Origin of the sequence: Blautia sp. HCP3S3_B11, from assembly GCF_052064435.1 — a bacterium.
Classification (GTDB): domain Bacteria; phylum Bacillota; class Clostridia; order Lachnospirales; family Lachnospiraceae; genus Blautia_A.
This window is the reverse complement of sequence record NZ_JBQHVP010000009.1, coordinates 135166-150216: the sequence shown is the minus strand read 5'-3', so window position 1 is coordinate 150216 and position 15051 is coordinate 135166. Positions and strand designations below refer to the sequence as shown.

The following is a 15051-nucleotide window of genomic DNA, read 5'->3' as shown; positions in this document are numbered from 1 at the left end:
TGTTACTATACAATAATAGACTATATTTGTCAAGATAAAAATTTGTATTTAACCGAATCAAGTAAGTCCCCTGCTTCAATTGCGAAGAGCAATAAGCAGTGGGTGGGGACTTGCTTGTATCAGGAGGGGTACAAGCCCCTCCTGATAAACTGCGAAGCAGTTATTCGGTGTAGAGCCACGTAGCGGAAGCGGATTGCGAATATCCGATCGAATTTTCGTAATGTTCTCGTTATGGGAGGCGAGAACTCGTTATGTTTTAAATTATCATTTGGAAGAAAGAAAAATAGATGCGGCGTTCAAAGGTGTAAAAGAGCTTCTTGATAAAACATCAGAAATATAGTTACTGTTCACACATCACTATCCCGCGAGGTGTTTTGGCATGAATATGCCAAAATCCCGAGACATACAAGCCAAAATTCCATTGCCGCAGGCAATCTGGAATGAATTTTGGCTACGTTACTGAGAACGGAGTGAACAGTAACGAAATATAATAAAACCATCGACAGCACACTTCAGTGGGTTTACAAACCTTTAGAAATGTGCTATATTTTCCCTATAACAGGAAATAATTATTTCCTATAACCAACAGCATTCCTCGATTATAGATTGAGCTGCTGTTACGAAATAATACAAACTCATTGAAGAAGAGAGTACATCTGCAGACCGTATTACAGAGAAATCCCCATGGACGACGATAGTAAGTCCTGAAGGCTGAGAGGGATATGCAAGGAGCAGATCGAAGATGGCTTCCGAGAGGCACTGCTGAGAGTCATGGACTTTAGGCAGCGACAGGCACGCCTGTTACAGCGTAGAGGTATTACACGTACCTCCCAAGGTTTCCCCGCGCGAGCAGGAAACGAACAGAAGTGGTAACACGGGCAAACACTCGTCTTCTCAGATAACTCTGGGGAGACGTTTTTTATTTCCGAAACGTCCACATTAAAAAAAGGAGACAACAAACTATGGAAAAACAGAAATACTACATTACCACCGCGATTGCTTACACATCAGGCAAACCGCACATCGGCAACACTTATGAAGTTGTATTAGCCGACGCCATCGCCCGCTACAAACGTCAGCAAGGCTATGACGTATTCTTCCAGACCGGAACTGACGAACACGGCCAGAAAATCGAATTAAAAGCCGAAGAAGCCGGTATCACCCCGAAAGAATTTGTAGACAACGTATCCGGCGAGATTAAGAGAATCTGGGATCTGATGAACACATCCTACGACAAATTCATCAGAACCACTGACGAAGACCACGAAAAACAGGTCAAAAAAATCTTCAAAAAAATGTACGCAAAAGGCGACATCTACAAAGGATACTACGAAGGAATGTACTGCACACCATGCGAATCTTTCTTCACAGAATCCCAGCTTGTAGACGGCAAATGTCCTGACTGCGGACGTCCATGCGTACCTGCCAAAGAAGAAGCATACTTCTTCAAAATGAGCAAATACGCTGACAAACTGATCGACTACATCAACACACACCCGGATTTCATCCAGCCGGAATCACGTAAGAACGAAATGATGAACAACTTCCTTCTTCCGGGACTTCAGGATCTCTGCGTATCCAGAACATCTTTCAAATGGGGAATTCCGGTAGACTTCGATCCGAAACACGTAGTATATGTATGGCTTGATGCCCTCACAAACTACATCACAGGAATCGGTTACGACTGCGATGGAGAAAGTACAGAACAGTTCAACAAACTCTGGCCGGCAGACCTTCACCTCATTGGTAAAGACATCATCCGTTTCCATACAATTTACTGGCCAATCTTCCTGATGTCACTGGATCTGCCACTTCCGAAACAGGTATTTGGACATCCATGGCTCCTTCAGGGTGATGGCAAAATGAGTAAATCCAAAGGAAACGTAATCTACGCAGACGAACTGGTAGATTTCTTCGGCGTAGACGCGGTACGTTACTTCGTACTCCATGAAATGCCATTCGAGAACGATGGTGTCATCACATGGGAACTGATGGTAGAACGCCTCAACTCCGAGCTTGCAAATACTCTCGGAAACCTTGTAAACCGTACAATCTCCATGTCTAACAAATACTTTGGCGGCGTAGTAGAGAACAAAGGCGTAACAGAGCCTGTAGATGATGATCTCAAGAACTTCATCCTCTCCGTACCGGAAAAAGTAAACGAAAAAATGGACAAACTTCGCGTGGCAGACGCAATGACAGAAGTATTCACCATCTTCAAACGCTGCAACAAATATATCGATGAAACAATGCCATGGGCACTTGCAAAAGATGAAGAAAAGAAAGACCGTCTTGCAACAGTTCTCTACAACCTGGTTGAGGGAATCTGCATCGGCGCAACCCTGCTGAAATCCTTTATGCCGGAAACAACAGAGAGAATTCTTGCCCAGTTAAATGCTCAGGACAGAAGCTTAGAAGACCTCAAGACATTCGGTCTCTATCCATCAGGAAATAAAGTAACTGAGAAACCGGAGATCCTTTTCGCACGTCTTGACCTTAAAGAAGTAATGGCAAAAGTAGCAGAGCTTCATCCACCAAAAGCTGAAGAGCCTGCAAAAGAAGAGAAGGAGGATGTGATTGACATCGAGGCAAAACCAGAAATCACATTTGAAGATTTCGGCAAGCTCCAGTTCCAGGTTGGTAAGATCATCTCCTGCGAGGAAGTAAAGAAATCCAAGAAACTTCTCTGCTCACAGGTACAGATTGGAAGCCAGGTACGCCAGATCGTATCCGGAATCAAAGCACACTACAGTGCAGAAGAAATGGTAGGCAAGAGAGTTATGGTAGTCACAAACCTGAAACCAGCCAAACTTGCCGGAGTACTCAGTGAAGGAATGATTCTCTGCGCAGAAGATGCAGACGGAAACCTTTCCCTGATGGTACCGGAAAAAGAAATGCCGGCAGGTGCTGAGATCTGCTGATTACAAAGTGAACAGTGACAAATTTACTGAAAAAACAGATTAAATTCTGTGAATATTTCCGAAAAATGAACTTGACAAATGCGTCCCCAAAAGCTATATTAGTATTAGATAAAGGGGAGTAGCTGGCACGTGCATGTTCATGATGTTGTCAATCTCGATGGGTAAAGACTCCATCCGTATCGTGATGAATGGGCGAGGCTTTTATTGCATGATTTCGTGTAATAAAAGCCTCGTTTTTTGTCTGAAAATGAAAATAACAATGTAAAGGGGATAAATTATGTCACAGGGTTTTAATCATTTTGATGAGAACGGAAACGCAGTTATGGTGGATGTTTCCGGGAAGAATGTTACGTATAGAACGGCGGTTGCTACAGGTGAGATTCATGTAGGAGAGGCTATTATGGCGGCGGTGAAGGATGGTTCCGTGAAGAAGGGGGATGTGCTTGGTGTGGCGCGAGTAGCCGGGATCATGGGAGTTAAGAGGACTTCTGAACTGATTCCGATGTGCCATCCGCTTCCAATTCAGAAGTGTTCGGTGGATTATGAACTGGACGAGGCGAATGGAATTATCCGCGCATTCTGTACAGTTAAGACTGAGGGAAAGACTGGTGTGGAGATGGAAGCGTTGACTGGTGTTCAGGTGACGCTTTTGACGATTTATGATATGTGTAAAGCAATTGATAAGCATATGGTAATGTCAAATATCCATCTGGTCGAGAAAACTGGCGGTAAGAGTGGGGATTTCTATTTTTAACCGAAACTGCAGAGCAGTCATTCGGTTTAGAGCCACGTAGCGAAAGCGGATTGCGAATATCCGATTGAAATATCTGTTGGGCAAATCGGAATAAGGGTGTATAATGGATATAAATAAAAATTGCGGAGGTTTTTACAAGATGAAAAGAGTAGCGATTATTACATCCAGCGATACCGGATATCGTGGGGAGCGTGAGGATTTAAGCGGTCCGGCGATTCGGGAGATCGTGGAGAAGAATGGATATGAGGTTGTATCTGCGGATATTTTGCCGGATGACAGAAAGATGTTATCAGAAAGAATGGCAGAGATTGCGGATAGTGGTGCCGCAGAGTTGATCCTGACTACGGGTGGAACTGGTTTTTCCCCGAGAGATATTACACCGGAAGCGACAGAGGATATTATTGACAGACGTGTGCCGGGGATTCCGGAAGCAATGCGTGCGTACAGTATGACGATCACCAAGCGAGCAATGCTCAGCCGCGCGACAGCAGGAATTCGTAAAAAAACGCTGATCATTAATCTGCCGGGAAGTCCTAAGGCGGTGAAAGAGAGTCTGGAGTATATTATTGATGCACTGGGACATGGGATCGAGATTATGACAGGTGAGACTGGAAACTGCGCAAGATGAGTTGGATTAATGGCATCATTTTATGGGATTTCTATAAATAAACGGTGACGAATAAAATCAGGAAGGTAAAAGGGATAATCTTATGGGAAAAGTAATTGCGGTCTGTACAAGTGAGGCGAAGGGAACACAGAAGAAGAGTGTTCCGGAAATAAAGGTCGTTGAGGATTGGGGCATTGAGGGTGATGCGCATGCAGGAAAATGGCATCGCCAGGTAAGCCTGCTTTCTTTTGACAAGATTGAAGATTTCCGCGCGCGTGGCGCTGAAGTGGAGGATGGAGCATTTGGAGAGAACCTGGTGGTTCAGGGGATTGATTTTGCGACACTTCCGATCGGTACAAAATTTGGATGCAATGATGTGGTTCTGGAGCTGACGCAGATCGGCAAGGAATGTCATAGCGGATGTGCGATTTTTAAGAAAATGGGTGAGTGCATTATGCCAAAGCAGGGAGTTTTTACAAGAGTTCTGCATGGCGGTGTGATTCATCCAGGGGATGAGCTTACAATACTGGATTAAAGATAATATCTGTTTAACCGGATAATAATCAGCAATATTTATAAAGTCGCTGTCAGTAATTTCTCTGATGTTTCACAAGGGATATAAGTTAGCGGATACATGGCGACCATACGAGGAGAACGAAGAAAATGATTATTGATACACATGCACATTACGACGACGAGGCTTTTGACGCAGACAGAGAGGCGCTTCTTGCATCTATGCATGATGGCGGGATTGAGAAGATAGTTAATGTCTGTGCATCTATAGACGGTTTACACGATACAGTGGAGCTGATGGAGAAATATCCTTTTATATATGGAGCTGTGGGAGTTCATCCGGATGATGCGGATAAGATGACGCAGGAAACTCTGGATGAGATCCGCAGACTTTCTTGTATGGATAAGATGGTGGCAATCGGTGAGATTGGTCTGGACTATTACTGGCATAAGGACAAAGAAGAGCATGAGATTCAGCAGAAGATGTTTCGTGTCCAGCTTGATATTGCGAGAGAAGAAAAAATGCCGTTTATGATTCACAGCAGGGATGCTGCGGAGGATACTCTTAATATTATCAGAGAGTATATGCAGGGCGGTATGTATGGCGGTATTATTCATTGCTTTTCCTATAGCAGGGAAATTGCGGCTGAGTATCTGAAGATGGGACTGTATCTGGGAATTGGCGGGGTGGTTACTTTTCAGAATGCGAAGAAAATCAAGGAGACTGTTCAGTATGCGCCGCTGTCTCAGCTTGTGCTGGAAACGGACAGCCCGTACCTGGCTCCGAAGCCGAACAGAGGGAAGAGAAATTCTTCTCTGAATCTGCCTTATGTGGCACAGGCAATCGCAGAGTTGAAAGGGATTACGGCAGAAGAGGTTATTGAAGTGACCAGACAGAATGCGGAGAAGCTGTTAGGTTTATAAAAATAGCATGATATGTAAAAAGGACTATGCAGAGCACAGTCCTTTTTACATATAAATAATCAATAGCTTTCATCGTAGCTGCTATCATAGCTGCCATCGTTATAACTACTGTCGTAGCTGCTATCATAACTGCCAGTGTCATAACTACTGTCATCGCTGTTGTCATAGCTGGTGTCGCTGTAACTGTCTGAGCTATCTGAACCGTCAGAATTATCTGTGGTGTCAGAGGTATCTGAGCTATCCGAACTATCAGAACCACCTGCAGTGTCTGCCAGGTATTCCCAGGAGTGAATAGATTCTGTATCTTCCACTACATTTCCGGTAGTCTTATCGATCATGTTGCCTTCCCAGTCAAATTTGACATTCAGCAGATTGGTGTTAGTGGACGGCTTTACATTCATGGACATGATCTCTTTGAATTTGGCTTTCAGGTTCTCGAGTGTAAATTCATCGCCAATCAGATTGCGGACACTGTGTGAAGCTGCGAGTTCTTCCGTATAATCATCCAGCATATATGGTCCGTATTCTCCAGAATCATGGTTATAGTGCATGACCATAGGCTTCACTGTAGGAGAGAGAATCTGGATGGTGGACTTTCCGTTTAAAGTGGATTTCTGAATTGTAAAGCTTGCCATTCCTTCCAGAAGTTCCGGGAGTTCCTGCTGAGTGGAAACAAAGTTTCCCAGAGAATAGAATACAGTAGTGGTATGTCCCTGGTCATCAGAAAGCTGTCCATAAGGCTGAAGTACATGTGGATGTCCGCCGATAATAACATCAACACCTTGTTGCATCAGGAAAGCAGCCCATTGTTTCTCATATTCATTTGGCATGGTTTCGTCTTCTGTTCCCCAGTGGGCGACGAAGATAATGCAGTCGCTGACTTCTTTGGCCTTCTGGATCATTGTGGTGATCTTGTCTTTGTCAAAGATATCAAGCATGTATTCGTAACCGTCGCCGACACCGGAATTATTGGTGCCATATGTATAGTCAAGGAAAGCAATCTTGATTCCATTGACTTCTTTTACTTTTACGGTATCTGCGTCTTCCTGAGTGGAGTGGATTCCAAGTACAGGAATATCTGGATAGTTGGTGCTCCAGAAATCCAGAGTGTTTTTCAGGTAATCATAGCCATAATCATCTGCGTGGTTGGTAGCAGATTCTACAACATTAAATCCGGCTTTGATAATGGCGTCACCAACCTCTTCGGGTGTGGCAAATGACGGGTAGGTACTGACTGCATCATGGCTGGGTGCAAAAACAGTTTCCTGGTCGATCATAGCGACATCGGCAGCCTGGACCTGATCCAGAATGTGCGTATAAATATGGTCGTAATTCCATGTTCCGGAATCATACTCACCAGATTCATATAATTTGCTGTGATAGAGATTGTCACCGACTGCGATTACACTTGCAGTGGAGATCTCCGGTGTTTCTGCTGCTATTTTTTCCTGTTCTTCTTTGAGTGATGCCGCTTCGGCGGCTTCCTTCTGAGGTTTGCGTATCAGGGTATAATCGAGCTGATGGATCACCAGAACGAGCAGGACCATAACCACGATCGAGCACAGAAGGCTGATGCGGGAGTTGATTTTCTCCCGGAAATTAAGAGGTATATTATTTTTTTTCATAAAGTTTTTCCTTTAAGATCTTAGAATAGGCAAAATAAATTTTGTCCTGATGTCTTATCGCTTTATTATATCAAATTTCAGAGTCCAAAGAAAGAAGCCTGCGGGAATTTCTTTGAAAACATCTAAAAATGCTTTGTGAGGCAAAGTATTTTAGTGTATAATAGAAGCAATTAAGAAGAGGGAGGTAGCCGGATGAACCATTATGAAGCGATCAATGATGTGCTGGTCAATTTATTTAATGAGATTCTGGACCTGGAAGAGAGAGCGTTGATCACTGGAGAATATAAGAATATCTCAGTCAATGATATGCACATTATTGATGCGTTGGGTATCCGGGAACAGAAAAATATGTCAACAGTAGCCAGATTGTTGAATGTGACGGTCGGTACTTTGACAATTGCAGTAAACAACCTTGTGAAGAAGGGATATATCCAGCGTAGGCGAAGTGAAGAGGACAGAAGAGTGGTGCTGATCTCGCTGACTAAGCTGGGAGAGAGGGCTTATCATCACCATAAGGATTTCCACGAGAAGATGGTTCTGGCTGTATTGAAAGGACTGAATGTTGAGGAGACAGAAGCGCTGACTACGGCACTTACGAAGCTGGAGACGTTTTTCAAGTCATACGAATAGAAAAATTCTATAATTTTTTGCGTGAATATTAACATTGAGAGTGTTCTTGCAGTTAAAGAGTATCTGTATGATGTTTGAATGATAAGATTGTTATTGTTGTAAATATTTATCAGGCAGTGAAGAGAAAGCAGCATTTCGGAATGATTGAGAATGCGTTTATCCGCCTGGTCGATGCCAGAAACAATAAAGAAATGTGCAAATATAATTTAACAGAGAATTATTCAGGAATGACTGCGATGATTTTTGGGGAAATATATAGATATAATGGTGAATGGAAATTCAATGCGATAGGAAATGGCACGAAAGATCCTGGGCTTGGAGAACTCTGCCAGAGATTTGCATAACATTATGTATCTGAAGAGAGCATTTGCTCATAATAAGAGAAACCATAGTATAGTTCCTCTTTTGTAAACATTTGATAGGACAGGATTTATACAAGACTAAATAGCAGGAGGTCATTCAGGTTTATGAGTGATATGAACAAAGAACAGTTAATGTGCGGATTATCCGATTCGCAGGTTAACGAAAGTAAAGCGAAATATGGCACGAACGAACTTGCCAAGAAGGAAACAGAGTCACTTTGGTCGATGTTTATCGGTGCATTTGACGATATCTGGATCAAGGTTCTGTGTGCGGCACTGGCACTTAAGGTAATTCTGGCAGTTCTGGGAATCTTTGTCACGGCATTGTCTGGCGAAAATGATGCTGTAGAGATCATAAGTATTGTGATCGCGATCGCACTTGCTACCGGATTCAGTACCTTATCAGAGTACAGAAATACTTCCAGAAGTGAAGCACTTCAGGAAGAGTACAGTAAGACCTATGCCAAAGTTATGAGAAACGGAAAGCTTGTCAACATCCTTACAAGTGAGATCGTCAAAGGCGATACGATTCTTGTACAGGCAGGAGATAAAGTTCCGGCTGACGGTCTGATTTTTGAAGGAAAAATCAAGGTTTCCCAGGCTGCCTTAAATGGTGAGTCAAGAGATGAGAACAAGGCAGCAGTGTCAGATATGGCTGATGCAGAGTCCACTGATTATTCCTCAGCAGGAAAAGTTTTCATGGGTTCTGTAGTAACTTCCGGTGAAGGGTATATGGTTGCAACGGTTATTGGTGATAACTCCGAATTAGGAAAGATCAATAAGGCGTTGACCGATAATAATGAGGAAGAAGAGAGAAAAGATACTTCCAGTCTTAAACTGGAGGGTGTTGCAGCAGGAATCGGTAAATTAGGTGTGTCCGCGGCAGCAATCGCAGGTATCTTACACGTTGTCCTTACTCTTATAAGAGCTGACGAAGCAATTACCGTTGTTTCCGTTCTTCTTGTTATCGCAGAGGCCGTTATGCTTATGGCATCTATCGTTATCATGGCGGTTCCGGAAGGTCTTCCGATGATGAACAGTCTGGTTCAGTCGATGAATACAGAATCTATGTATAAGAAGAATATTCTTGTCAGCCATAAAGCTGCATTCTCAGATTCTGCTTATATGAATGTGCTGTTCAGTGACAAAACAGGAACGATCACAGAAGGAAATCTGTCACTGGTTGAGTTCATCACAGGTAAAGGCGACATTATTGATTCTATTCAGAATAAAGAGTTTATTGAAGCAATTACCCTGAATAACCTTGCGAAAGTTTCAGCAGAAGGAAAAGCAATCGGCAGCAACAACATGGACAGAGCCCTGCTTTCCTATGCACTCAATCATGGCTATAATGATTCAGATAATGATCCTGAGAAAGTAGAAGACATCAGCGGATTTGATTCAGAGAAGAAATGTGCAACTGTAACACTTAAGAGTGGACTTATCTACTGGAAAGGTGCTACAGAGAATATCATTGAGAAAGTAACACACTATATGCTCCCTGACGGAGAAGAAAAAGAGTTCACAGAAGCAGATAAGAATAAAGTAAAAGAACAGATGCACGCACAGGCGAAGAGAACGATGAAGCTTCTCTCCGTAGCAAAGATCGATGGTGCGAAAACAGTTCTTATGGCTGTTCTGTGTCTGCGTGACAACGTAAGAACAGATGCTATCGAGACTGTTGAGATTCTTAATCATGCAGGAATCCAGGTAGTTATGGTTACCGGTGATGCGGAAGAAACTGCTGTTGCGATTGCAAAAGAAGCAGGAATCCTTATGGATGAGAAGAAGGACGTTGTTCTTACTCATGAACAGTTAGAGAAGATGTCTGATGAAGAACTTAAGAAAGTTCTTCCGAATCTGAAAGTAGTAAGCAGAGCGAAACCACTTGATAAGAAGAGACTGGTATCTATGTCACAGCAGCTTGACAATGTCTGTGGTATGACCGGTGACGGTGTCAATGATGCGCCGGCACTGAAACAGGCAGATATTGGTTTTGCAATGGGAGATGGTACAGCAGTTGCGCAGGAAGCCGGAGATGTTGTTATTCTTAATAACAGTTTAACTTCTATTAAGGACTGCGTGCTTAACAGCAGAACCATGGCTAAGTCTGTTGGCAAGTTCCTTATTTTCCAGCTTACGGTAAATATCAGTACACTGTTAATGAACATTATCGCTCCGATACTTGGATGGACAGAGCCGTTCTCCATTGTTCAGATTCTGTGGATCAACCTGATTATGGATACACTGGCAGCGATGGCATTTGGCGGTGAGCCGATTCTGAACCGATACATGAACGAGCAGCCGGCGAAGAGAACTGATAATATCCTGACTTCCTATATTAAGTCTGCAATCGGTACGAGTGCGATCTTTATTACTCTGGGTTCGATATTGATCCTTGAGAATATAGGTGGTATTACGAGCTTTGTAACACCGGCATCCTGTGCAGATCCGGAGCTTTATGAGAAGACATTTATGTTTGCATTTTTCATCTATGCGATCATCTTTAACAGTCTGAATACAAGATCAGAGAAGTTTAACCTGTTTGAGCACATTGGCGAGAATAAGAACTTCTTACTGGTAATGGGTGCGATTTTTGTGCTTCAGACGATCATCATTGAGATCGGTGGAAAAGTATTCAGCACAACCATGCTTGAGCCTAAGGCTTTATTGGTATCCATGGCACTTGCCATACTGATCATACCGGTGGACCTTATCAGAAAGGCGATTGTTTCAAGGTAAATATCAGAAAATACAACAAAGGCAGAGCTATAAGTTATTAGCTCTGCCTTTGTTGCGCCTGTAATCCATACTTACACGGATTCTACCCTGCCGTTCAGATGGCTGAATGATAACAGTAATGCTTTACTTCATATATTTTTCCAGCACCGGAAACTGTACCGGGCCGATTTCCAGAATCTTTCGGTGGAATTCTTTCAGGTTGAAATTATCGCCAAGTTTTTTCTGGCTGGTTGTTTTCAGATCAAGGAAGTTAAGGTATCCCCAGTAGTATTTCAGATAATTTCCGGGGGTTTCGATAATATACTGGTAGATTTCATTTGCAGTGGAGACGTTGGTGATGCCGAAAGCTTTTAGAAAAGCAGCAGTGCGGGCGGCGTCCCAGCCACGATAGTGGATGCCAATGTCTATCAGCGAGTAGATGCACAGGTTCATACTACGGTTCAGCCATGCCAGATGGACTGCGCCTTTGGCTGCGGCAGAGTTTTTCATAAGGGAGGCAGCATATTCGTAACCGTAGGATTCCACGTAAGTGGCCCAGCCTTCCACATAACCGGAAGAAGCGACAAGGTATCTGATGTCAGAGGGATTGCTTCGGGCGAAGGAAACTGTCTGATACAGGTGTCCGGGAAATCCTTCGTGGGCAAGAGTGCCGAAGAGTTCCAGACTGGTAGTGCGGCCGGAATCATTAATGTAAATCACATTTGGCTTCTGGGTGTCAACAGGTGGTGTGAGGTAAAAGGCCGGACTGAGGAAACTTTTCATGGAGGGATGGACAGACCGGATCTCGTAGGTCACATCGCTTAATGTGGGAAAATCTTCAGTCATAAGCTTGGGCAGTGCATCCAGCATTTGTTCCGGGGACAGTGTAAGTTCGTTGACGTATCTGGACAGACCAGAAATCAAGTCAGGATCTTTCTGAAGAAGAGAACGGATCTGATGATAATCAGAAAGAAGCTGGGAGGACAGGCGCTGTTCGATTCTCTTGACAGGGACGTAGGTTCCGGTCTGGCTTCTGAGCAGATAAATATAGTATTCACGACCGCCCTCAAAAAAAGCCAGTCCCCGGCTGCTTTTCCCAGTTCCGCGAAGTTTCTCCAGACCATTAATCAGCTCCTGATAGGCAGGAATTACTTCTTCGCAGATTAGTTTGTGATGATATGTACAGAGCTTTTTCTGGTCTTTGTCAGTCAGGGCAGGATTAGAGAAGGCTTTTAATTTCTGAGTGAAAATGTCATCCATATAGTTGAAGTCAGGATCAGCAATAAAGGAACGGCATTGCTTCAGAATCCGGTCAAGGGTTGTATCGCTCATGAAAAGACCAGCCTGGGACTTTTGATTTTCAAGTTTCAGGATGCTCTGGAAATATGGTTTTATGGTACTTAGGAGTTTCAGATAATCGGAAATATCTTCTTTTTTATAGAAAGAATATTCTGCGAGAAGAACCGGGAGCTGTGCCTGCACGCCCAGGCTTGGACCTAGCGGCTCATCCAGAATGCTGTTTTTTCCAAGGGATGCCCTGGTGTGGAAGTAGAGAAGGAGCAGATCACAGGTAAGCTGGTTTTCCTTGGAGAGTTTGGAGTAGGTAAAGGATTGCAGTTTTTTTTCATATTTCTGGCAGATGTTGGTTGTTTTGTCTGAGTCTGAGAGGACAGTACCCAGGGTGACTTCGGGTTTTTTGATTCCTTTTTTGGAGGGATTGGCGAGGGTGTAATGCAGGGTGAGCGTGTTATTGCTTACTTCAGACTGAAATAATTCGTCGGTAAAAGCCTGAAAACGGGAATTTTCTGAAATAAAATGATCGGACAGGCAGCCCAGTCCGATTCCTGTGGCAAAAACCAGGCAGAGGGCAAGGAATCTTTTGGGGATGCTCATATGAATACGCATATCCACCTCGGAAGGCGCTTTTTACTATCTTATTGGAAAAGAGGGGGGAGTATGCTATCATATTTGGTAACAACAGATGGAGGTAAGAGGATGTCAGAGATTTACGATATAGTGATTCTGGGAGCAGGTCCTGCGGGAATCAGCGCGGCAATCTATGCTGCCAGAGCGAAGATGAATATTTTATGGCTGGATAAGCAGTTTGCTCAGGGCGGACAGGTACTTAACACTTACGAGGTGGACAACTATCCGGGAATGCCGGGAATCAGCGGGATGGATCTTGGTGAGGCTATGGGAGCACATGCGGCTAAGCTGGGAATTGAACCTGTAAGGGAGAATGTCCTGTCAGTAGAAGATGCCGGAACTGAGAAAATTATCCGAACAAAGAAACATGAATACAGAGCAAAAACAGTGATCCTTGCCTGTGGTGCAAGCCATCGCAGACTGAATATTCCTGGCGAGGAAGAACTGTCCGGAATGGGTGTTTCTTACTGCGCTACCTGCGATGGTGCTTTCTTTAAGGATAAGACCGCGGTTGTCGTTGGTGGTGGAAATATGGCAGTGGAGGACGCAATCTTTCTTTCAAGAATCTGTAAGAAAGTTTATCTGCTTCACAGACGGGATGAATTGCGCGCAGACGAAATCCTCCAGGAGAGTTTGTCAGCATGTGAGAATGTGGAGATGATATGGAATAGTGTGGCAGTGGAGATTCAGGGTACAGAATGCGTCACAGGACTGAAAATCAGAAATGTCCTGGATGATACAGAATCCGTAATCGATACAGATGGAGTTTTTATTGCTGTAGGAATCCTTCCAAATACAGAAAAATTCAAATGTCTGGTGAAGCTTGACGAAGCCGGATATATTATTGCGGGAGAAGAAGGAATTACGGAAACACCGGGTGTTTTTGCAGCGGGAGATATCCGCACAAAGATGCTGCGACAGGTTGTGACAGCGGTGGCGGATGGCGCGAATGCGGTGACTTCTGCACATAATTATCTGATTCGGCATTAATGTTATACTTCACTCTGATTTTGAAAATTCGTTAACAGAGAGCGTGATTAGTATATCTATTTCACACTTTTTTCATTTGACATAACTTGACAACTGTGCTAATATACACAAATGCGTAACTTGTTGTAACAAAAAAGTAACAATTAATGGGGCTTCATTATTCAAGGAATGTAGAGAATGATGTTCGCCAGTTGATATTTGGAAGGTGTTTGTCTGATTCACGGCAATATGAATATGCCAAATAGAAGCATAGTGAAAGTGTCCCAGAGGTTGGAGTGTATATTAACAGGAGTTGACAGGTAAATGAATAATAAAATAAAAGCAATTTTAATGGCAGTAGCTGTAAGTTCTATGGTTCTGACACAAGGAGTGAGTGCGGCACAGTTTGATGACGGTGAGCAGGTATTTTCTGACGGAACAGACAGCAGCGAAGCAACCGGAAGTGTGAGTGCTCTGGCAAGCGCTCTTGCGAAGCAGACAGAAGAGGAAACTCAGAAGTTTGTAGCGAAGAAAGAGGAAGCAGCCCAGATCCGCGAGGAGAGAAGAATCGAGAAAGCGGAAAAGGCATCTGAGAAAGCAGAGCAGGAAAAGGCAACAGCGTTGGAGAGTATCCAACAGACAGTTGAGGATGCAAAGAAGAAAGCAGCCGAAGAGGCAGAAGCAAAGCGTGTTGCCAAGAGACAGGCAGTGGTGGATTTTGCATTGCAGTTTGAGGGAAATCCTTATGTATACGGTGGAACAAGCCTTACAAACGGCGCTGACTGTTCTGGCTTTGTAATGTCTGTATTTGCCAACTTTGGCTATAGCCTTCCGCGTGTGGCAGCAGCCCAGTGTGATGCCTCCACTAAGAAAAATATCAGCCAGATTGAGCCGGGAGATCTGGTATTCTATGGAAGCGGAGCTATCGATCATGTAGCGCTTTATATCGGTGATGGAAAGATTATTCATGCCAGCGGTGCTGCTACAGGAATCAAGATTTCTAACTATGATTATGAACAGCCGGTAGCAATTGGAACATTCATGGAATAATAAGAAATAATTGTGATTATGTAAAAGCCTCGTTTAGAGCTTACTCTTA

General features: G+C 43.7%; 11 protein-coding genes and 1 pseudogene. 10 read left to right on the top strand and 2 right to left on the bottom strand.

Annotation, left to right across the window (positions count from 1 at the left end):
- Positions 1 to 938 precede the first annotated feature (938 nt).
- The 5 genes from metG to ACTNC0_RS09170 all read left to right on the top strand — a co-directional run bounded on the left by metG (position 939) and on the right by ACTNC0_RS09170 (position 5719).
- A complete protein-coding gene (metG, locus tag ACTNC0_RS09190) occupies positions 939 to 2921 on the top strand; it encodes a methionine--tRNA ligase (RefSeq protein ID WP_441087139.1) in 1983 nt (660 codons plus the stop codon).
- Positions 2922 to 3198: 277 nt separating this feature from the next.
- Entirely contained in the window at positions 3199 to 3675 is a 477-nt protein-coding gene (moaC, locus tag ACTNC0_RS09185) for a cyclic pyranopterin monophosphate synthase MoaC (protein ID WP_441087131.1), read from the top strand.
- Positions 3676 to 3814: 139 nt separating this feature from the next.
- Complete coding sequence (locus ACTNC0_RS09180) at positions 3815 to 4303, top strand: MogA/MoaB family molybdenum cofactor biosynthesis protein (RefSeq protein WP_441087130.1); 489 nt, start codon at positions 3815 to 3817, stop codon at positions 4301 to 4303.
- An 82-nt stretch (positions 4304 to 4385) separates the two neighbouring features.
- Entirely contained in the window at positions 4386 to 4817 is a 432-nt protein-coding gene (locus ACTNC0_RS09175; protein WP_117675693.1) for an MOSC domain-containing protein, read from the top strand.
- Positions 4818 to 4945: 128 nt separating this feature from the next.
- The gene (locus ACTNC0_RS09170) at positions 4946 to 5719 is read left to right on the top strand and encodes a TatD family hydrolase (protein WP_441087129.1); all 774 of its coding nucleotides are present in this window, start codon (positions 4946 to 4948) and stop codon (positions 5717 to 5719) included.
- Between the two features lie 59 nt (positions 5720 to 5778).
- Here the strand turns inward: ACTNC0_RS09170 and ACTNC0_RS09165 are convergent, their stop codons facing one another.
- The gene (locus ACTNC0_RS09165) at positions 5779 to 7344 is read right to left on the bottom strand and encodes a CapA family protein (protein WP_441087128.1); all 1566 of its coding nucleotides are present in this window, start codon (positions 7342 to 7344) and stop codon (positions 5779 to 5781) included.
- A gap of 192 nt (positions 7345 to 7536) precedes the next feature.
- On the opposite strand from ACTNC0_RS09165, the gene ACTNC0_RS09160 reads away from it, so the two are divergent.
- The 3 genes and pseudogenes from ACTNC0_RS09160 to ACTNC0_RS09150 all read left to right on the top strand — a co-directional run bounded on the left by ACTNC0_RS09160 (position 7537) and on the right by ACTNC0_RS09150 (position 11078).
- Complete coding sequence (locus ACTNC0_RS09160) at positions 7537 to 7974, top strand: MarR family winged helix-turn-helix transcriptional regulator (protein WP_441087127.1); 438 nt, start codon at positions 7537 to 7539, stop codon at positions 7972 to 7974.
- A gap of 80 nt (positions 7975 to 8054) precedes the next feature.
- Positions 8055 to 8318 (top strand): annotated as a pseudogene (locus ACTNC0_RS09155) (TerD family protein); the annotation flags it as partial.
- Between the two features lie 123 nt (positions 8319 to 8441).
- Positions 8442 to 11078: a cation-translocating P-type ATPase gene (locus ACTNC0_RS09150; RefSeq protein ID WP_441087126.1), complete on the top strand. Its 2637-nt coding sequence runs from the start codon at positions 8442 to 8444 to the stop codon at positions 11076 to 11078.
- Positions 11079 to 11201: 123 nt separating this feature from the next.
- Here the strand turns inward: ACTNC0_RS09150 and ACTNC0_RS09145 are convergent, their stop codons facing one another.
- The gene (locus ACTNC0_RS09145; protein WP_441087125.1) at positions 11202 to 12950 is read right to left on the bottom strand and encodes a DUF885 domain-containing protein; all 1749 of its coding nucleotides are present in this window, start codon (positions 12948 to 12950) and stop codon (positions 11202 to 11204) included.
- Between the two features lie 63 nt (positions 12951 to 13013).
- Between ACTNC0_RS09145 and trxB the strand changes: the two genes are divergently transcribed.
- Positions 13014 to 13973 carry a thioredoxin-disulfide reductase gene (gene trxB / locus ACTNC0_RS09140; RefSeq protein ID WP_441087124.1) on the top strand — a complete coding sequence of 320 codons (960 nt, stop codon included), beginning with the start codon at positions 13014 to 13016 and terminating at the stop codon, positions 13971 to 13973.
- A gap of 303 nt (positions 13974 to 14276) precedes the next feature.
- On the top strand, positions 14277 to 15002 hold the full coding sequence (locus tag ACTNC0_RS09135) for a C40 family peptidase (protein ID WP_441087123.1): 726 nt from the start codon (positions 14277 to 14279) through the stop codon (positions 15000 to 15002).
- The last annotated feature ends 49 nt before the right edge of the window (positions 15003 to 15051 follow it).

Excerpts from the sequence above, each read along its gene's own strand:
- moaC (WP_441087131.1), top strand. The coding sequence starts at position 3,199 with ATGTCACAGGGTTTTAATCATTTTGATGAGAACGGAAACGCAGTTATG.
- ACTNC0_RS09180 (WP_441087130.1), top strand. The coding sequence starts at position 3,815 with ATGAAAAGAGTAGCGATTATTACATCCAGCGATACCGGATATCGTGGG.
- ACTNC0_RS09175 (WP_117675693.1), top strand. The coding sequence starts at position 4,386 with ATGGGAAAAGTAATTGCGGTCTGTACAAGTGAGGCGAAGGGAACACAG.
- ACTNC0_RS09170 (WP_441087129.1), top strand. The coding sequence starts at position 4,946 with ATGATTATTGATACACATGCACATTACGACGACGAGGCTTTTGACGCA.
- ACTNC0_RS09165 (WP_441087128.1), bottom strand. The coding sequence starts at position 7,344 with ATGAAAAAAAATAATATACCTCTTAATTTCCGGGAGAAAATCAACTCC.
- ACTNC0_RS09160 (WP_441087127.1), top strand. The coding sequence starts at position 7,537 with ATGAACCATTATGAAGCGATCAATGATGTGCTGGTCAATTTATTTAAT.
- ACTNC0_RS09150 (WP_441087126.1), top strand. The coding sequence starts at position 8,442 with ATGAGTGATATGAACAAAGAACAGTTAATGTGCGGATTATCCGATTCG.
- ACTNC0_RS09145 (WP_441087125.1), bottom strand. The coding sequence starts at position 12,950 with ATGAGCATCCCCAAAAGATTCCTTGCCCTCTGCCTGGTTTTTGCCACA.
- trxB (WP_441087124.1), top strand. The coding sequence starts at position 13,014 with ATGCTATCATATTTGGTAACAACAGATGGAGGTAAGAGGATGTCAGAG.
- ACTNC0_RS09135 (WP_441087123.1), top strand. The coding sequence starts at position 14,277 with ATGAATAATAAAATAAAAGCAATTTTAATGGCAGTAGCTGTAAGTTCT.